Annotated in this window: 17 protein-coding genes; 4 read left to right on the top strand and 13 right to left on the bottom strand. The window is 33.1% G+C overall.

The features are described from left to right. Positions 1-139: 139 nt before the first annotated feature. From ACWA1B_RS08805 to ACWA1B_RS08785, 5 genes are all read right to left on the bottom strand, one after another. A complete protein-coding gene (locus ACWA1B_RS08805) occupies positions 140-1,924 on the bottom strand; it encodes a sensor histidine kinase (protein WP_456906013.1) in 1,785 nt (594 codons plus the stop codon). Positions 1,925-1,938: 14 nt separating this feature from the next. Further along, positions 1,939-2,388: a response regulator gene (locus ACWA1B_RS08800; RefSeq protein WP_035648984.1), complete on the bottom strand. Its 450-nt coding sequence runs from the start codon at positions 2,386-2,388 to the stop codon at positions 1,939-1,941. A 21-nt stretch (positions 2,389-2,409) separates the two neighbouring features. Then, complete coding sequence (locus tag ACWA1B_RS08795; RefSeq protein WP_456906011.1) at positions 2,410-2,961, bottom strand: helix-turn-helix domain-containing protein; 552 nt, start codon at positions 2,959-2,961, stop codon at positions 2,410-2,412. 154 nt (positions 2,962-3,115) lie between these two features. Then, complete coding sequence (locus ACWA1B_RS08790) at positions 3,116-3,301, bottom strand: CsbD family protein (RefSeq protein WP_456906009.1); 186 nt, start codon at positions 3,299-3,301, stop codon at positions 3,116-3,118. 106 nt (positions 3,302-3,407) lie between these two features. Then, positions 3,408-3,881, bottom strand: coding sequence for a Dps family protein (locus ACWA1B_RS08785; RefSeq protein ID WP_456906007.1), 474 nt, complete (start codon positions 3,879-3,881; stop codon positions 3,408-3,410). 240 nt (positions 3,882-4,121) lie between these two features. Between ACWA1B_RS08785 and pyrF the strand changes: the two genes are divergently transcribed. From pyrF to katG, 3 genes are all read left to right on the top strand, one after another. Next, on the top strand, positions 4,122-4,949 hold the full coding sequence (gene pyrF / locus ACWA1B_RS08780) for an orotidine-5'-phosphate decarboxylase (RefSeq protein WP_456906005.1): 828 nt from the start codon (positions 4,122-4,124) through the stop codon (positions 4,947-4,949). Between the two features lie 160 nt (positions 4,950-5,109). Then, complete coding sequence (locus tag ACWA1B_RS08775; RefSeq protein ID WP_456906003.1) at positions 5,110-5,910, top strand: ABC transporter substrate-binding protein; 801 nt, start codon at positions 5,110-5,112, stop codon at positions 5,908-5,910. An 809-nt stretch (positions 5,911-6,719) separates the two neighbouring features. Further along, complete coding sequence (gene katG / locus ACWA1B_RS08770; RefSeq protein ID WP_456906001.1) at positions 6,720-8,927, top strand: catalase/peroxidase HPI; 2,208 nt, start codon at positions 6,720-6,722, stop codon at positions 8,925-8,927. A gap of 296 nt (positions 8,928-9,223) precedes the next feature. On the opposite strand, the gene purU is transcribed toward katG, so the two are convergent. The 8 genes from purU to ACWA1B_RS08730 form a co-directional block, all read right to left on the bottom strand. Then, a complete protein-coding gene (gene purU / locus ACWA1B_RS08765; RefSeq protein ID WP_142449646.1) occupies positions 9,224-10,078 on the bottom strand; it encodes a formyltetrahydrofolate deformylase in 855 nt (284 codons plus the stop codon). Between the two features lie 105 nt (positions 10,079-10,183). Continuing rightward, positions 10,184-10,900, bottom strand: a complete 717-nt coding sequence (locus ACWA1B_RS08760; RefSeq protein ID WP_456905999.1) for a DUF4197 domain-containing protein — start codon at positions 10,898-10,900, stop codon at positions 10,184-10,186. Positions 10,901-11,138: 238 nt separating this feature from the next. Continuing rightward, entirely contained in the window at positions 11,139-11,564 is a 426-nt protein-coding gene (locus ACWA1B_RS08755) for a cytochrome c oxidase assembly factor Coa1 family protein (RefSeq protein WP_456905997.1), read from the bottom strand. Between the two features lie 141 nt (positions 11,565-11,705). Next, positions 11,706-12,587 (bottom strand): hypothetical protein, encoded by an 882-nt coding sequence (locus tag ACWA1B_RS08750; RefSeq protein WP_456905995.1) that lies wholly within the window; start codon positions 12,585-12,587, stop codon positions 11,706-11,708. Between the two features lie 247 nt (positions 12,588-12,834). Next, positions 12,835-13,704 (bottom strand): hypothetical protein, encoded by an 870-nt coding sequence (locus ACWA1B_RS08745; protein ID WP_456905993.1) that lies wholly within the window; start codon positions 13,702-13,704, stop codon positions 12,835-12,837. A gap of 126 nt (positions 13,705-13,830) precedes the next feature. After that, complete coding sequence (locus ACWA1B_RS08740; protein WP_456905992.1) at positions 13,831-14,190, bottom strand: hypothetical protein; 360 nt, start codon at positions 14,188-14,190, stop codon at positions 13,831-13,833. 197 nt (positions 14,191-14,387) lie between these two features. Continuing rightward, positions 14,388-15,938: a L,D-transpeptidase family protein gene (locus ACWA1B_RS08735; RefSeq protein WP_456905990.1), complete on the bottom strand. Its 1,551-nt coding sequence runs from the start codon at positions 15,936-15,938 to the stop codon at positions 14,388-14,390. Between the two features lie 254 nt (positions 15,939-16,192). Further along, a complete protein-coding gene (locus ACWA1B_RS08730) occupies positions 16,193-16,690 on the bottom strand; it encodes a DMP19 family protein (protein WP_456905988.1) in 498 nt (165 codons plus the stop codon). 205 nt (positions 16,691-16,895) lie between these two features. On the opposite strand from ACWA1B_RS08730, the gene ACWA1B_RS08725 reads away from it, so the two are divergent. Then, a complete protein-coding gene (locus tag ACWA1B_RS08725) occupies positions 16,896-20,336 on the top strand; it encodes a methylmalonyl-CoA mutase family protein (protein ID WP_456905986.1) in 3,441 nt (1,146 codons plus the stop codon). Positions 20,337-20,430: the final 94 nt, after the last annotated feature.

Below are 20,430 nucleotides of genomic sequence, written 5' to 3'. Positions count from 1 at the left end.
CATAAAAAAGAAACGTTATATAATTCCCATAATCGGCTTATATAAAGGTTTTAAGAAGATTTAGAAATAAAAAAAAGAGCATTTTCAGCTTCAAATAATTGATTTGCTGAAAATGCTCTTTGTAAGAATTTGTATGTTTTTAATCCGGAAGAAATACTGTGAAAACAGAACCTTTTCCAGGAACGCTGTCTGCCACAATATATCCCTTGTGATTTTCGACAATTTTTTTGCAGATTGCTAATCCAATTCCGGTTCCCGGATAATCCGTTTTTGAATGCAGACGCTGAAAAAGAACAAAAATAGTTTCTTTAAACTGAGGATCAAATCCCATTCCATTATCCGAAAAAGTGATTTTGTGAAACTTTTTTGTTGTTTGTTCCAATAAATCAGGATAACCGGCTGAAAGTACTTTTTCGCTTTCAACAATAATTTCAGGAATTCGGCCCGGCTGGCTGTATTTTAATGAATTACCAATCAAGTTGATGAAAAGCTGTTCGATTTGATACGGAATCACATCTAACTTTGGAAGTTTCGTGGCTGTAATAACTGCTTTTTTCTCATGAATAATTTCAGTTAATTCCGATTCGGCATTTGCTAAAAGTTCATTTAAATTCGATTTCAGAAACTCCTTTTTAGTTGTATTGGTTCTTGAAAAAAGTAGTAAATCATCAATTAGAACACGCATTCTTTTAGCTGAACTTTCAATTTTAGAAAGATATTCCCGTGCACTGTCCGACATAACGGCTTTGTCAGCATCAGAAACTCGAGAAATAAAAGTCTGTATTTTTCGAAGTGGTTCTTGTAAATCGTGACTTGCAACGTGATTGAAAGAAGCCAGTTCTTTATTGCTTTTTTCCAATTCACGGTTTCGCTCCTGAAGTTCAATATTTAAAAGATGCTCATCTGTAATATCAAAATTGATTCCCAATAAAATTTTACTTCCCTGCTGATCCGTCAATAATTTTCCAGTCGATTTGAAATGTCTGATTTCATGATCTGAACGTACAATTTTATAATAAATAAAGGGCAGATTCTTTTTCTCAATAATTCCCTGCATCGATGCGGCAACAGCATCTTTGTCATCTGGATGGACAAAATCCAGAAATGTTTCCTTTTCTGGAACAAAAGAATTAGGTTCAACGCCTAATATTCGGAACTGATTATCAGAATAATCGATTTTATTTGAATCTAAATCCCATTGCCAGGTACTGAATTTTCCAATAATTTCAGATTCAGCCATCAAACCGCTTGAAATTAAAAGCTTTTTATTAAAGATTTTCAAACGTTCAAAATCACGACTAATTTGTCGGTACGCTAATAAAATAAAAGTGAGTGCTGTTAAAAAAAGGGAAATTGAAAAAATAGGGCTCAATGAAATTTCCTGATCATAAATTTTAAGTCGGTTTTCCAGGTATTTTTTCTCAATATCATTCATTTTGTCGACTTGAAACCGAATATTTTCCATCAAAATTCGGCCTCCAAACATATGATTGTCAAGCTTTCTTTTGTCGTATGTTTTAGGATCGCTGTATTTGAGGCAATTTTCAAAAGAGACAAATCGCTGAATGATGAGTTTGAATAAGTTTTCTAGATTCTGCTGTTGAAGCGGATTGTCAGCAGTTAGTCTTTTTAGCGTAATAAAAGAAGCATTTACTTTGTCTCTCGAATAAAGATAAGGAGCCAAAAAACGGCCATTACGCGTTATGATATAGCCGCGCTGGCCTGTTTCTGCATCTTTAATGGCCGACATTAATCGCTCTAGCTGAATATTGATTTCATAAGTATGCATAACCAGTTTACTTGATTCATTCAAGTCCTGGTTATGTTTGTAAGCAATTGAAGAAAGAAATAACAGGATGAAAACTGCGATTACAAAAATAACTCTCAAAGAGTTTGAAGAATTAAAATTTGGTATCCACTTCATTTGGCAATCTTATTCTATTTTAGTCGGAGCAGAAAATTATCACGGTTTAACCCAGAGGTATGATAATGCCAATTTACGGTCACGACTTCATTAATTATTTTTTTGAGCGTATTAAAATCGCTTGGTTTTTTGATGTAAATATTGGCACCCTGAATAAACGTATCTTCAATATCTTCTTCAGATGACGAAGTAGAGTAGATCGCAATAATAATATTTTTAAGGCGTTCTGTTTTTTTGATTTCAATCAAACATTCTTTTCCTGTTTTCTTTGGCATGTTCAAATCCAGAAACAAAATGTCTGGAAGTTTGTTTTCAGGATCGTTCAAATGATCCATTAACTGCATTCCATCATGAACAAAATCGACATTGGTCTGGATTTTAATTTCTTCAAATGCGTCTTTAAAAAATAAACGATCATCTTCATCATCATCAGCCAATAAAATATATAATGCGTTTTTTTGCATTTTAGTATGGTATTTGAGTTTTTATTTTAAATTTTCTCTACGTTTCTTGATTATTCTCTGAAAGGCCGATGGTGTAATTCCGGTTGTATTTTTAAACTGTGTACTCAAATGCGCAACACTTGAATAGTTGAGTAAAAATGCAATTTCAGTAAGGCTCATTTCATTAATGATAATCAATTGTTTTGCTCTTTCAATTTTTTGTAAAATGATGAAATTCTCTATAGAAGAGTAAGTCACTTCTGAAAAAACATTGGATAAATAGCCGTAACTGTGATTGAGTTTTTCGGCCAAAAAAACAGAACTTTTATAATTATTGCTGTCTTCCATAAAAACCAGTTCAATTATGGCATCTTTTATTTTTTGGACCAAAACGCTTTTTTGATTTTCGACAATTTCAAAACCGCACGGACTCAAATTATTTTTTAAAGTTTCGAGTGCATCAGCATCAAGGTTGTCAGCAATCTCAATCTCACCAAAACCCAGACTTGTAAAATTAATATTCTGTTTCTCAAGGTTGTGTTTAAGATAAAGAGAACAAATGGTATTAATGTCGAACTTTATAAATAGTTTCATTTTATAAAAATTTGGTTAAAGATACTTAATTTATTTTTGGCTTTAATGTTTCGTCTTTCACAGTAATGCTGAAACAAATCAAAATAAATAAAATTTTCAAAAAAATACCGTCTAGTACAAGTAGTAGACGGTATTTCCTGATTTGAGTCAAAGGTTACAAATCTGAAAGCATCTGATGAAATTCTTCTTTGGTTTTACCCAGTTTTTGCTGCAGTTTTCCGTACATCTCGTCTTCTTTTCCTTCAGCAAACATCAAATCATCATCTGTCAGTTCTGCGTATTTTTGTTTTAATTTTCCTTTTAACTCATTCCAGTTTCCTTTTATTTCGGTATTATTCATAACTTTCTGTTTAGCGTTAATTATATTGTAAAGTTCCGATTTTAAATAAATCAACCGTTACATTAATTTGGGTAATCGTTGTATAATTTGCATTTTCGTTTCTATTTTAAGCCTTATAACGTCGAAGAACCCATGCCATTTTTTCGTGTTCCTGAAGAAGTCCGGTTACAAAATCTGCTGAGCCAGCATCTTTTGCTTCGTTTTCAAAAACCGGAATATAATCTCTTAATTCGTTTACTATTTGTTCATGATTATCAAGAAGTTCTTCCAGCATGTGTTTTTGTGAGGCATATTCTTTTGGTGATTCTTTCAAAGTCGAATTTTCAATAAATTCTTTCATTGTTCCGATTGTTTTTTCGCCAAGCTGACTAATGCGTTCCGCAATTTCGTCAATTTGTGCTTCTAAAATGCGGTATTGCTCTTCGAACAATTTGTGTAATTCCATAAAACTGTTTCCGGAAATATTCCAATGAAATTTTCTTGTTTTAACATAAAGTGTCATTTCATTTGATAAGATTGTAGCTAAAATGCTTGTACTCTTTTTTAAATGTGCTGCTGAAATTCCAATATTTGGGCTCATAATGGGCTGATTTAGGGTTCGGTATCAAAATTAGAAAAGTAGACCTTTTTTTTCTTACACAATTTTCAAGAGTTGTTACAGGAATTCAATGTTAATTAGAAAATTAGATAATTTGACAAGTAAATAATTATTTGAGTTGTAATGCTATTGAAATTACTCAGTAATCAATAATCATTCATAATTTACAATTTACAATTCACAATTATAATTTGTAATTTTGCCACACTATTAAAACACACTATGACAACACAACAGCTTCACGAACAAATCCTTCAAAAAAAATCATTTCTATGCATTGGCCTGGATCCTGATTTAACTAAAATGCCATCTCATTTATTAGAAACTGAAGATCCAATTTTTGAGTTTAACAAAGCAATAATTGATGCAACTCATGATTTGACTGTTGGTTACAAACCAAATACTGCTTTTTTTGAAGCATACGGAATTAAAGGCTGGATGTCGCTGCAAAAAACAATTAATTACATTAACGAAAATTATCCGGAAATCTTTACGATTGCAGATGCAAAACGTGGCGATATTGGTAACACTTCAAGCATGTATGCAAAAGCTTTTTTTGAAGATTTGAATTTTGACAGCGTTACCGTTGCACCTTATATGGGAAAAGATTCAGTTGAACCTTTTTTGGCTTTTGAAAATAAACATACTATTATGTTGGCGCTGACTTCAAACGAAGGTGCTTTTGATTTTCAGACTTTAAATATAAATGGAACTGAATTGTACAAACAAGTTTTAGAAACTTCCAAAACATGGAAAAACAGTGAAAACTTAATGTACGTTGTTGGTGCCACTAAAGCCGAATATTTTACTGAAATCAGAAAAATTGTTCCTGATAGTTTCTTATTGGTTCCAGGAATTGGTGCTCAGGGCGGAAGTTTGTCTGAAGTATGCAAATACGGAATGAATGATAAAGTTGGACTTTTGGTAAATTCTGCCAGAGCCATTATATACGCTTCAAAAGGAACTGATTTTGCTGAAAAAGCCAGAGAAGAAGCTTTGAAAGTGCAACAGGAAATGGAAGAGATTATTTTTTTAAAGTTTCAGGTTTAAAGTTTCCAGTTTGCTTTGAACATAATTTAACCGCAAAGTTCGCAAAGAGTTACGCTATGAACGCAAAGCTTTGCGAACTTTGCGTAAAGAAACCTTGCGACCTTTGCGGTTAAAAAATACATTCCAAACCAAATAACCTGAAACAAAAAAGACTTGAAACATGAAACAAATGACCGATCAAATAGGAACTTTGCATTCTTTTGAAAATGCTCCAAAAAGAATTATCTCACTTGTTCCCTCGCAAACCGAATTATTATATGATTTAGGTTTAGAAGAAAAAATAATCGGCATTACGAAGTTTTGTGTTCATCCGTTTCATTTTAAATCTACTAAAAAGATTGTTGGCGGTACAAAGAAAATTCATTTCGAAAAAATAAAGCTTTTACAACCCGATATCATAATTTGCAATAAAGAGGAAAACACAGAAGAAATCGTAAACCAATTAAAGGAAATCTGTCCGGTTTGGGTAACGAATATAGTTTTTATTGAAGATAATTTTCAGATGATTTCCGATTTTGGACAATTATTCAACTGCAGAACCGAAGCTCAAAAGTGGAACGACAAATTGGCTTTCGCCTTGAGCGATTTCAAAAAATACATTCTGGATATCGAAGAAAAGAAAGTGGCTTATTTTATTTGGAAGAACCCTTATATGGTGGCGGGAAATGATACGTATATTAATGAACTTTTAAAACTGAATCATTTTAAAAATATTTATGAAGATAAAGGAAGATATCCGGAAATAGAACTCAAAAAAATGCGACTGGAAGGCGATCCTGATATCGTTTTTCTTTCATCAGAGCCGTATCCTTTTAAAGAAGAAGATGCTTTTGAAATAGGAAGATTCACGCATCATGCCAAAACAATCTTCGTAGACGGCGAAATGTTCTCTTGGCATGGAAGCCGATTATTAAAAGCTTTCGCTTATTTTAAATTGCTTCATGAAAGGCTTAAGAATTAGTTTTTTAGTTTCAGGTTGCTAATATTTTGAACATATTTAACCGCAAAGAGCGCAAAGATTTACGCAAAGATCGCAAAGTTCTCAAAGTTTTTAATACAAAGCTTTGCGAACTTTACGTTTTATAATAGGCCTTGTAGATAAAAAACCTTGCGCTCTTTGCGGTTAAATCGTATGCATAGTCAAGTAACTTATAACAAAAAAGAATGCCGACATCTCAAAGACGCCGGCATTGTTTAACTAACCAAAACCAAAATAATAAATAACCAGTTTATTACATTACAAAGATCCGACATATATCAATCTTAATGTGTTAAGACCTTGTTATTACTTTGTTGGATATAAGTTAATATCAAAATTTTAAAAAATAGGATTACAAAAGACACCTACATTTTGAGGTAATATTATGTTCATAACAAGACACATGAAACAAAAAAAACATGAAACCTGAAACCAAAATAATACAAAAAAAGAATGCCGGCATCTCGAAGACGCCGGCATCATTTAACTAACCAAAACCAAAATAATAAATAACCAGTTTATTACATTACAAATGTCCGACATATCTCAATCTTTTGCTGTTAAGGTTTTGTTATTACTTTGTTGACCATAAGTTAAGATTTGTAAAAACGTGTTTTTGAGCTTTCTGCAACGTTAAATAATTTTTGGTTATTAAAATATAATAACAATCAATTTTGTTTATGAATATGCTAAACATAGTTTTGTATATTTGATAATGTGTTAAATATCAGCAATATGTGCTTTTTGAAAAAAATTAGCATTTTAATAAAAATAACCAAAAAACAAAAGAGATGAGCGAATCAATTGAAAGTAAATGTCCATTTCATAACGGACAAATGAAAGTAACATCAGGAGCAGTAACCTCTAATAAGGATTGGTGGCCAAATCGTTTAAATCTAAACATCCTGCGTCAACATTCTAGTTTATCTGATCCTATGGAAAAAGGATTTGATTATGCAGCGGCATTTAAAACGTTGGATTTAAATGAAGTAAAAAAAGATCTTTATGCATTAATGACGGATTCTCAGGATTGGTGGCCGGCTGACTATGGTCATTACGGTCCTTTGTTTATTCGTATGGCTTGGCATAGTGCAGGAACTTATCGTATTTCTGACGGACGCGGAGGCGCCAGTTCAGGAAATCAGCGCTTCGCACCACTTAACAGTTGGCCGGATAATGGTAATTTAGATAAAGCTCGTTTTTTGCTTTGGCCTATTAAACAAAAATATGGCAATAAAATTTCATGGGCAGATTTAATGATTTTGGCAGGTAACTGCGCTTTGGAATCGATGGGATTTAAGACTTTTGGATTTGCTGGTGGAAGAGAAGATGTTTGGGAACCAGAACAAGATGTAAATTGGGGAAATGAAAAAGAATGGCTAGCGACTAGTGACAAACCTAATAGTAGGTATTCTGGTGATAGAGACTTAGAGAACCCTCTTGCTGCCGTGCAAATGGGATTAATATATGTAAACCCAGAAGGTCCAGATGGAAATCCTGATCCGCTAGGTTCTGGTAGAGATATCAGAGAAACGTTTGCCCGTATGGCAATGAACGATGAAGAAACGGTGGCTTTGACAGCTGGTGGACATACTTTTGGTAAAGCACACGGAGCTGGAGATGCATCATTAGTAGGAGCAGAACCAGAAGGCGCGAGCATTGAACAAATGGGATTTGGCTGGAAAAGTTCATATGGTACAGGAGTAGGTGGAGATGCTATTACAAGTGGTATTGAAGGCGCATGGAAACCAAATCCAACAACTTGGGATAATGGCTATTTTGAAACCTTATTCAAATATGACTGGAAATTAACTAAAAGCCCAGCAGGAGCGCATCAATGGACGCCAACTGATGAGAGTGCTGCTACAACTGTAGAAGACGCACATGATCCAACAAAAAGACATGCACCAATGATGACAACGGCAGATATGGCAATGAAAATGGATCCTGCTTATGAAAAAATTTCCAGAGACTACATGCAAAATTTTGACAAATTTGCTGATGCTTTTGCAAGAGCATGGTTCAAACTGACACACAGAGATATGGGGCCAATTAGTCGTTATTTAGGTCCGGAAGTTCCTTCTGAAGTGTTGATTTGGCAAGATCCAATTCCTGCTCCCAAAAGCGAATTAAATCATAATGATATCGCTGCTTTAAAAGAAAAAATTAAGGCTAGTGGTCTTTCAATATCGCAATTGGTATCGACAGCTTGGGCTTCGGCTTCGACTTTCCGTGGTTCTGATAAACGCGGAGGAGCAAATGGTGCACGTATTCGTTTTGAACCTCAAATTAGTTGGGAAGTGAATTCGCCAACTCAAATAAAAAATGTATTAGCAACTTATGAAGCAATACAAAATGAATTTACAAGTTCTGGAAAAGTGGTTTCTATTGCAGATCTGATTGTTTTGGGAGGATCTGTTGGAATTGAAAAAGCGGCTGCAAATGCAGGAATAAATATTGATGCTCCTTTTACACCGGGAAGAGGTGATGCAACTTTAGAGCAAACGGATGTTCATTCTTTCAACGCTCTAGAGCCAAAAGCTGACGGATTCAGAAATTATAAAAGCGCTAATTGTAATTCGGTAACCGAAGAACTTTTAGTAGATAAAGCACAATTATTAGGCTTGACAGCTCCTGAAATGACAGTTTTACTTGGCGGTTTAAGAGTGTTGAATACCAATTATGATGGCTCTAAACATGGTATATTGACAAAAAACACAGAAACATTGACCAATGATTTCTTTGTTAATTTGCTAGACTTGGGTACCGTTTGGAAAGCAATCAATGAAACTGGTGAAACTTTTGAAGGACGCGACCGTAAAACAGGTGAAATTAAATGGACAGCAACTCGTGCCGATCTTATTTTTGGTTCAAATTCAGAATTGCGTGCTATTGCAGAAGTTTACGCTTGTAATGATGCTAAAGAAAGATTCGTAAAAGATTTCATTTCCGTATGGACTAAAGTAATGAACGCTGACCGATTTGATTTGGTTAAATAAGGTTCAAAGGGACAAAGGCTCAAAGTAACAAAAGTTAAAACAAAACTTACTTCCAAATGAAAACCCGACAGATTTTTTAAAATCTGTCGGGTTTGTTTATTTTATGAAATGTAAATTCAATTTTAACGTTGTCTAAACTGGACTGAAGTCCAGCTCTACAATATGATTCGTTCCTTCGGAACTTTTAAAAAGAGCCTTCGGCTCGATGTATATTGTAGGGCCGGACTTCAGTCCGGTTTAGTTGTATATAAAATTAAAAATCTTAGAAGCTTAGCGTCTCAGAATCTTAGCATCTTTTAAGAAAAAACCACCGTCTTATTGCTGTAAACCATTGTTTTTCTTTCAGCATGGAGTTTTATTGCTCTTGCTAAAACAATTCTTTCCAAGTCTCTTCCTTTCATGATAAAATCTTCAACCGAATGAATATGTGAAACTCTTGCAATATCTTGCTCGATAATTGGACCTTCATCTAATTCTTCGGTAACATAATGGCTTGTTGCGCCAATAATTTTCACACCGCGCTTAAAAGCCGAGTGGTAAGGCTTTGCACCTGGAAAAGCCGGCAAAAAGGAATGATGAATATTGATGATTTTATTCTCGTAAAGGCTGATTAAATTCGGCGTAATAATTTGCATATAACGAGCTAAAACGATAAAATTGATTTCATATCGTTTTAAAAGCTCAATTTGTTTCGCTTCGCCTTCTTCTTTATTGTCTTTTGTGAAGGGAACACAATGAAACGGAATATTAAATCGTTCCGCAACGCTTCTTAAATCATTGTGATTGCTTATAATAACCGGAATTTCGACATTCAATTCATCAGCGCTGTAACGTCCTAAAATGTCAAAAAGGCAATGATCGTATTTTGAAACAAACAAGGCCATTTTAGGTTTTTGTTCCTGATTATACAAATCCCACGACATGTTAAAATCGGTAGCGAGTGTCTTATCGAATTCCTCTTTCAGACTTTCAATTGTAATTTTAGGATTGGTAAATTCACATTCCAATCGCATAAAAAAAACATTTTGCTCTACATCAACATGCTGATCGATGTAAGTGATATTTCCTTCTACTTTAGCAATAAAAGTAGTCACTGCGGCAATAATTCCTTTTTGGTCTTTACAGTGAATGAGAATGGTAATCTTTTGCATTTCGGTTTTTCGGTTTTTTGGTTAGTGACAAAGTAACAAAGGTTCAAAGTAACAAAGGCTTCTTTGTACCTTTGTTACTTTGTCTCTTTGCACCTTCGAAAAAAATTATTTTCCATCCTGCATTGCAAAAACGCTTTTCAATAAAGGCGTTGTTCTTGCACTGATATTATTACGGATTTCTTTTTCTTCTACAGCAATCATTTTAAAAACACCTGCCAAGGCTTGATTTGTTGTGTAATCAGTCAAATCTGGGTTTACTTTTTTCACTAACGGAATAGTATTGTATTTCGTGATGATTTTAGTCCAAACTGCATCGGCACCTACTTTTGCAAAGGAATTTTTAATCACAGGATTAAATTTTCCGTATAAAGCTGTTGTTGTACTTCCTTGCAAATAATTTGTTGCAGCACTGTCATTTCCTAATAAAATATTTTTAGCATCTGTAAATGACATATTTTTAACCGCCGACACAAATATTGGTGTTGCTTCTTTTACAGCATCTTCTGCAGCGCGGTTTAGCATTTTAACACCTTCATCAGCAAGCGAACTCAAACCAACTTTTCTTAAGGTGGCGTCCACTTTTTGTAATTCTTCGGGCATTAAAATTTTTACAGCTTCGTTTTTATAAAAACCGTCAACAGCGGTTAATTTGCTCACTTGCTGTGTAATTCCTTTATTTAGAGCTTCTTTTAATCCAGCTGAAATATCAACACCTCCAACCGGAATTTGTGATGATATTTGCGGAAATTGATTTAAAGTCTGCTGCATTTCTGCGCATGAAACAAGTGAAAATGTAAGGGCGAATAATAAAATCTTTTTCATTTGGGGGTTTTGTTTAAGTTTCAAAAATACTACTTATTCAAAAACAAAGCCATAATTTTATTTGAGGAGCAGAAAGATTTTGTTTCATAATTAACACTCGTCCCGCTATTCGTTGCAATCTTTTACTTTTTGGCAGCAAAAAGCAAAAGGATTTCCACTGCTATCGGGGCTAGACTAGAAGTTTTTCGTTTTTTTAGATTTAGCGAAAGAATAGAAAATTAAAAAAATAGAATTTAGATTATTGTTTTAGCAAATCAATTTTCTCGTCTGTTTTTTCAATATAAACAGACATTTCGCTGTATTTCCATTTTCCTCTTTTTTCGCCAACAACAAACAAGGTTGCTTTGCCTTTTGGACCTTTTAGCGGCACTTGTACATCGCATTTTCTGATGTCGTTTACAGCACTTACAGTTCCCGAAACCATTCCGTCGGTTTCTATAGGTGATCCAAGCTTTTCAATCAGTATTTTATTGTGCTGAACAAGTTCCATCGACTCTATATAAGCATCAGAATCTTTGATGATTGAAGTTACTTCAAAGAATATTCCGACCAAGAGTAAAGCAAATAGTACTATTAAACTCAAACAGCCCGTTGGAACAAACCATTTCCAGTTTCGATTCCACCAGTTTCTTTTATCTTCAATAAGTTCGTTTGAATCTTCCATAATTTTGCATTTGATTTAATTGGTTGTATATCAAAGCTAAAATAACGATTAATTGTATTGTTTTAAGTGTTTTTGTATTAAATTAAAAATCCCTTTATAAATTTTATAAAGAGATTTTTAAGATTTAAAATTATTTATGTTTTATCTATTACTAAAAGCGATTTCTTCCAAAGCTTTTGGATTACTGATTGCTTTGGTAACCTCTTGTTTTTTCATTTCATCATTATCTCCCGTTCCAGTGCTTAAAGTAAGTTCTTTTGGCATAATCGGTTTTTTATTAAAGATTGTTGCAAATAGTAATGCTCCTTGTAAATAGCCACCATCATTTAAAAGGTGTAATGTGTTTTCACCAAAGCGGAGATTGTCTTTGTTTGCTAATAAATATTTATAATCATTTTTACCATTGTATGCATCATTTATAGCTTCTCCAACCCTAAATAATCCAGCATTTTTGGTTGTCTTTACAACTTCGATTGCGTTTTTTTGAACTTCATCATAGTATTCTTTGTATTCAGATTCTGTAAACGGAAGCGGAGACATTGCTTCATAAATATAAACTGCAACATCAGGGCTATTTTTGCGAATTTTATCTAGAATCATTTTTACATTTTCTTTGTATCTATCTAGTTCTGCTAAAGCAACTGGAGTAGATTCTTGTAGAATTACATAGTCGTAGTAATTCCCGTCTTTATCTGTTTTTGCAAAATTCTGATCAGCTTCTTTTTTATGGTCTGCGTAAATTTCATCAATAGAGACTCCCATAGTAACCAATTGATCAATATTCATTGGTTGATTATTTGCTTCACAGATTTCACCAAAAATCATAGGTGAACTTACGAAATATTCGGTATGACTGTTTCCAATAAATAGAATTCGTGGCGAGCCTTCAGCTTTTGGTGCTTTTGGTTTTAAAGTTATTTCTTCTTTTGAAGTTGATTGATTCTCAGCCGTAGCCGATTTGTCTTTGCAAGAAGTAAAAAGAATTGTTGCAATACCAAATAATAAAATGTGTTTTTTCATCATAATTTAATTAAAAGAGCTGCAAATTTCTCCTTATCTAAAAAAAATAATATCTTATAGAAGTTTTAAAATTGATACTTTTAGACAAAAAACATTGTTGAAGTTTTAACTGAACTTAGGCTAAAAATTATATTGTAAAGATTTTTTATTTCATTGCTTGTGATTAAAAATTATGATTAGCTAATTTTTAATGATTTGGGATAGGTACATGAAGAATTCGTGTGAAATCCAATAATAGATTTTGGAGAATTTATCTATTATCAAAAGCAATTTCTCTTAAAGCTTTTGGATTACTGATTGCTTTGGTAACCTCTTGTCTCCTCATACAATCATCATCGCCGGTTCCCGTGCTTAAAATTAGCTTTTTTGGAATAATTGGCCTTTTGTCGAAAATTGTAGCATATAACAAAGTTGCTTGTAAAAATCCGCCATCGTTTAAAACAAGGAATGTGTTATTTTGTTCATAACGAAGATTGTCTTTGTTATTTAGAAAATAGTTATAGCCTTTTTTACCATCATATGCGTCTTTAACCGCGTCACCAACTCGCAACAAACCTGCATTTTTGATATATACCATGGCCAAAAGAGCATTTTTGCGCATTTCTTCATGATATTCATTAAATTTTGAATCGGTATAAGATACTGGAGACATTCCTTCGTATATATAAATGGCTACGTCTGGGCTGTTTACATGTATTTTTTCGATTAGCATTTTTAAATTAGATCTGTATTTTTCAAGATCAGACAATGCAATAGGAGTTGATTCTTGAAGTATTACATAATCATAATAATTTCCATCTTTATCTCTATTTGAAAAATTTTGATTTGCTTCTGTTTTATTTGTATCATAAACTTTATCAAGCGGAACTCCCATTGTGGTTAATTGCTGCACATATACAGATTGATTGTTTGCATTGCATAATTCCTGAAACAAAGTTGGTGCGCTGACAAAGTATTCGGTATGGTTATTTCCTATAAATAATAAGCGTTTAAAACCTTCTGCTTTTGGCGCTTTTGGTTTTACAATTCCATTTTCAGATACTGTTATGTTATTTTTTTTGTTATCACATGCGGTAAGCAAAATTGCAGCAATACTAAAAAGCAAAATTTGTTTTTTCATTCTGAGCTTATTTTGAGATTTGTTTTTTATAAATTAAAATCTGGCAAACTTCAGTTTAAAAAATTGCAACCCAAGGCTCAAAAAGTTTTAAAATTAATAGAATAGGACTATAAAATAATATTTGATTTATACATCTTGTAAGCTGTTCAAATCGTGCAAACAATATAAATTAGGATTGTAAACGGGAGTGCTTGTTTTTATATCGGTCAAAATTTTATGTGTATGATCTTTGCCACCAATTGCTAAATAGAACAAAGATTTAGGTACGTGGAAAGGCCTTAAAGGAATTGATCTCCATCCATGTATTAAATTTTTTATAAAATGTTTTAATGCATATTTGAATACTTTTTCTTCAGGACGTAGAAAATAAATCGTTGAAGTTTTATGTTTAGTCATAGTATTAGGAAACATAATAAATCTTCCGCCTTGTTGAATTAATATATTGATTTCAAAAAGTGTTAATCCGTCTATGTTTTCTGTTTTCATAATAAACTGATTTTGTAAATTAATATTTAGTGGTATATTATTTTGCAAATTTCAAATTTTATTAATGCTTTTTTAAGACGTAAAAGGTTTAAAATCATCAAAATAAGTTATTTTTTCTTTGTGAATAAGCCAAAAAAAAGAGTGAATTTATCAAATGGTTGATAAATTCACTCTTAGAATTTTATTTTATTATTTGGTTAATTTAGTACTACATTTTGAGAAACTGATTCTTGATCTCTTTCATAAACATCCTGAAAGAATCCAATTTCACCATTTTCATTTACTAATGAAGTCAAATAAGTAATGTAAATTGGAACTTTTTTAGACAATTTAAAAATGTTTTCTACTTTTCCAGCCATAGCTTGGTCAATTTTTTCTGGCGTCCATTCAGGATAATCTGTGAGCATTGCAGCAGCTAATTCTTTTGCCATTTTTACATTAATACATCCGTGGCTGAAAGTTCTTTTTTCAAAATCGAATAACGTTTTTGCTGGCGTATCATGCATATAAATATCATCTGGATTCGGAAACATAAATTTTACCAATCCTAAAGAATTATCAGGTCCTGGTTTTTGTCTTACCTGTCCGTTAATCATTTCCATGTTATGATCGGCAAGATAATTTGGATCGGCAGCAATTTTAGATTTCAACTCATTTTGAACAATACTTTGCGGCACTGTCCAATAAGGGCTAAAAACAATTCTGTCGATTTCGCCATTAAAAATGGTAGTTTTAGTTAAAGTGGAACCAACAAATACGTTTGATTTCAACACCACTTTTCCGTTTTTAACATAAACCAATTCATAAGAAGGAACATTAACCAAAACATATTCATCATTACCAGCCATTTGATCCGAAATTGCGCGACATCTTTCTATGTTCAGCATTAGAGTTTTTACTTTATCAGTAAGCGGTACATTCATTTCCTTAATATGTTCTTCTGCAAGAATATAATTAGGTTTGAATCCGTTACGAACTTTGTATTTCATTACAGCATCCATCAATTCGCGGTCATAAACATCGCTTTTTGAATCTTGTTTTAAATCGCCTAATAAATATAAACGTGTTCTAACTTGCGCAATTGTGTTGGAAACAACATCAGGACGTAAGTCTTTATAAGGAGTTTCTGCAGGAACAATAGGTTTCCATTTATTTGATTTTTCTATTTTTTTATATTGTTTTAAAACATTTTGTAGTTTATAATATTGATCAAAAGTTACTTTATTATCTTCTGGCGCAGCAGTTGTTTTTTCAATTGTGCTGTAATTCATGAAGTCTTTCAGCATAGTATCATATGATATGTTTTTGTCAGCACTATTTTTTTTAGCGTATACAATATATAAGGTACTCAAAAGCATATCTGCATCTGTTTTTGAAAGATTTGTTGTAGCAGATGAATCAAAAAGTTGATCAATCTCTTTTTGATAAGGAATTACCAGATCATTTGTTTTTTTTGCTTTTTGATACAAAGCAGAAGCAAATTCATTTATTTGATCTTCATCATACCAAATAGTTCCTAAAGATCTGTTTTTGTACAATGACATCACATCAGATTTATATTTTTTTAAATCAGAGTATCTTTTAAAGAAGTCGTTTGAAATTTCATTTTGGTCATCATTTGGGGTACTATTGATGATGGCAGCGTTTGGAGTTTTTGTATATAAAAAATTTGTGTTTTCAATTTTGCTATAAGACGATACAAAAAAACTCAAACCTAAAATTACGGTGAATGAATATAGTGTTTTCATTTTTTTAAATTTTTACGTTATTACTTTTTATTTGCTAAGTTTTCGGTAAAAATTTGGGGCTTTTTCTACACTGCTAAATTACTACAAGAGAGCTCGAAAGATGTTTTTAGATTTTGTTTAAATGTTGCGAAATTGCCATGTCTTTAAGCTTTCTTTAACTATATCAATTAGTTGTACAATTTGTTACCTTTTAGGAATAAAAAAAGGGATTTGTCAATTCTTCGACAAACCCCTTTTCTTATTGTAGTTGTTATTTATTCAGCAGTTATAAAATTACTTAAATTTTTTTCTACATAATTTTTGATTTCAAGTTCACCACTGTTATTGTAGAATTCATTGTCAAATGTTTCAAATTGAGGAAAATCTTTATAAAGTTTTGAAAATTCATCCAAATTACCTTGATCCATGTTTTCAATATTAATTGATAATTTATAACACTCATCTTTTATTTTTCTTAATAATTTTGCAGTTGTTTTTGCTCCCCACTCTTCTAGTGTGTCTATTAGCCGACTTTCGAAAATATAAGAATTATAACCATTCCATATAAGTTGAATTAAACCGCCATTCAACATCTCATTATGCAAACAACCATATGTCAATAAACAGTGCTGTTCATCTGTGAATTGTTCAATCCAATTTTCACCACTATTATTTATTATATCGTGATATTTGAATAATATAATTTGTAAATAATCATAAGAATTCTCAGTAGATTCTAATGTAACCTTATTTATTTTTAGTTCTTTATTCATCTTTTTCTTTTTTAATTATACAAAATTAGGGCTCATAAATTAACCAAATATGGCATTAGAAGTTATTTTAATAATATAATAGGTCTAAAAGGTTAATGTTTTAAAAACGAAAACGATATATTTTTTTGTTAACATAAAGCTATTCTAGTAATCAAATATTAAAATAATTTGTACATTGGTCGCTTAAAATTATCATATTCATAAAATGGAACCACAAATACCATATATTCCTAAAAATAAAGTAAGAATTGTCACAGCTGCCTCGCTTTTTGACGGACATGATGCCGCCATCAATATTATGCGCAGGATCATACAATCAACCGGAGTTGAAGTAATACATTTAGGTCATGACCGAAGTGTTGAGGAAGTTGTAAATACCGCAATCCAAGAAGATGCCAATGCGATTGCAATGACATCGTACCAAGGAGGTCACAATGAATACTTTAAATATATGTATGATTTGCTTCACGAAAAAGGAGCAGGGCATATCAAGATTTTCGGAGGCGGAGGCGGTGTAATTCTGCCAAGCGAAATTTCAGAATTGCATGAATATGGAATTACCCGAATTTATTCTCCAGACGACGGACGTTCTTTAGGACTTCAAGGAATGATTAATGATTTGGTACAACGTGCCGACTTTCCTATTGGAGATAAATTAAACGGAGAAATTGATCATATCGAAAATAAGGTTCCAACCGCAATTGCGCGTTTGATTTCGGCAGCCGAAAATTTCCCTGAAATTGCAAAACCAGTTTTTGATAAAATTCACGAAAGTAATGCCACTTCTAAAATTCCAGTTTTAGGAATTACGGGAACGGGTGGAGCTGGAAAATCTTCTTTGGTAGACGAATTGGTTCGCCGATTTTTAATTGATTTTCCAGAGAAAACAATCGGATTAATTTCTGTCGATCCTTCGAAAAGAAAAACAGGAGGAGCACTTTTAGGAGACAGAATCCGAATGAATGCCATTAATAATCCTCGTGTATATATGCGTTCGCTGGCGACACGTCAGTCAAATTTGGCTTTATCTAAATATGTAGCCGAAGCGATTCAGGTTTTGAAAGCCGCAAAATACGATCTGATTATTTTAGAAACGTCAGGAATTGGTCAGTCTGATACGGAGATTATGGATCATTCTGATGTATCATTATATGTAATGACCCCAGAGTTTGGAGCGGCAACGCAATTGGAAAAAATCGACATGCTTGATTTTGCTGATTTAGTGGCTTTAAACAAATTTGATAAAAGAGGCGCACTTGATGCTTTACGCGATGTAAAAAAACAATATCAGCGTAACCATAATCTTTGGGATAAAAATCCTGATGAAATGCCAGTTTTCGGAACAATTGCTTCGCAGTTTAACGATCCAGGAATGAACACGCTTTACAAAGCAATTATGGATAAAGTGGTTGAAAAAACGGCTTCAGATTTGAAATCGACTTTTACAATCACAAAAGAAATGAGCGAGAAAATCTTCGTGATTCCGCCTCACAGAACACGTTATCTATCTGAAATTGCTGAGAATAACAGATCTTATGATGAAACAGCGCTTTTACAACAAAAAGTAGCACAGAAATTATACGGAATTTTCAAAACCATTGAATCGGTTTCTGGAAAAGTTCCGCAAATCAATAAAGCTGGAATTGATGATTCGACTGTTTTACCAAGTGGAATTCAAGAACACGACGAAAACAGAATCTTTTTAAATCTTTTACTGAATCAGTTTGATAAAGTAAAAATGGATTTAGATCCTTACAATTGGGAAATTATTCTGAATTGGGATGAAAAAGTAGCCAAATACAAAAATCCAGTTTACTCCTTTAAAGTTCGTGATAAAGAAATCAAGATTGCAACGCATTCTGAAAGTTTATCACATTTACAGATTCCGAAAATTGCTTTGCCTAAATATGAAGGTTGGGGCGATATTTTGCGTTGGAATTTACAGGAAAATGTTCCTGGTGAATTTCCATTTGCTTCTGGATTATATCCGTTTAAACGTGAAGGCGAAGATCCGTCAAGAATGTTTGCGGGCGAGGGCGGACCAGAAAGAACCAACAAACGTTTTCATTATGTGAGTGCCGGAATGCCTGCAAAACGTCTTTCGACTGCTTTTGACAGTGTAACTTTATACGGAAACGATCCAGATTTACGTCCGGATATTTATGGAAAAATTGGAAATGCGGGAGTTTCAATCTGCTGTTTAGATGATGCTAAAAAATTATATTCAGGTTTTGATCTGGTTCATGCATTGACTTCGGTAAGTATGACGATTAACGGGCCTGCGCCGATGTTGTTAGGTTTCTTTATGAATGCGGCAATCGATCAGCAATGCGAGATTTACATCAAAGCAAATGATTTAGAAAAAGAAGTTGAGGCCAAAATCAACAAATTATATAAAGAAAAAGGAATCGAAAGACCAAGATACCAAGGCGATTTGCCAGACGGAAACAACGGTTTAGGATTAATGCTTTTGGGTGTTACAGGAGATGAGGTTTTACCTTTAGAAGTTTATAATGAGATAAAAATAAAAACATTATCGCAAGTTCGTGGAACGGTTCAGGCTGATATTTTAAAAGAAGATCAGGCGCAAAACACGTGTATTTTCTCAACTGAATTTGCTTTGCGATTAATGGGTGACGTTCAGGAATATTTTATTACTAAAAACGTTCGTAATTTCTATTCGGTTTCGATTTCAGGATATCATATTGCTGAGGCGGGAGCAAACCCAATTACGCAATTGGCCTTTACGCTTTCAAATGGTTTCACTTACGTGGAATATTATTTGAGCCGTGGAATGAATATCAACGATTTTGGTCCGAATTTATCATTCTTCTTCTCGAATGGAGTAGATCCGGAATATTCAGTAATTGGTCGTGTAGCGCGTAAAATTTGGGCGAAAGCCATGAAAAACAAATACGGAGCCAACGAAAGAGCACAAATGCTGAAATATCATATTCAGACTTCTGGACGTTCGTTACACGCGCAGGAAATTGATTTTAACGATATTAGAACAACTTTACAGGCTTTGTATGCGATTTATGATAACTGTAATTCATTGCACACCAACGCTTACGACGAAGCGATTACAACGCCAACAGAAGAATCTGTGCGTCGTGCCATGGCGATTCAGTTGATTATCAATAAAGAATTAGGTTTAGCGAAAAACGAAAACCCAATTCAAGGTTCCTTCATCATCGAAGAATTAACCGATTTAGTTGAAGCTGCAGTTCTTCAAGAATTTGATAGAATTACTGAAAGAGGCGGTGTTCTTGGTGCAATGGAAACGATGTACCAAAGATCTAAAATTCAAGAAGAAAGTTTGTATTACGAAACTTTAAAACACAATGGCGATTTCCCGATTGTGGGTGTAAATACTTTCCTGAGTTCAAAAGGTTCGCCAACGGTAATTCCGGCTGAGGTAATTCGTGCTACCGAAGAAGAAAAACAATATCAAATTACGATGTTGGATAACTTGCATAATTTCCACGAAGCAAAAGTAAACGAGCATTTAAATACATTACAGCAAGCCGCTATTAAAAACGAAAACTTATTCGATCATTTAATGGAAGCGACAAAGGTTTGTTCTTTAGGTCAGATTACTTCGGCGTTGTTTGAAGTTGGTGGGCAGTATAGAAGGAATATGTAGAATTTTCAAATTTTCATAATCTGAAAAGCGCATTTGGTTTTTTACTAAATGCGCTTTTTTATTAAATAAAGTGATTATTTTTAGTGTTTGATAT

The sequence above is a fragment of the Flavobacterium xizangense genome (genome assembly GCF_054075145.1).
This window is presented reverse-complemented; position numbering and strand designations above follow the sequence as displayed.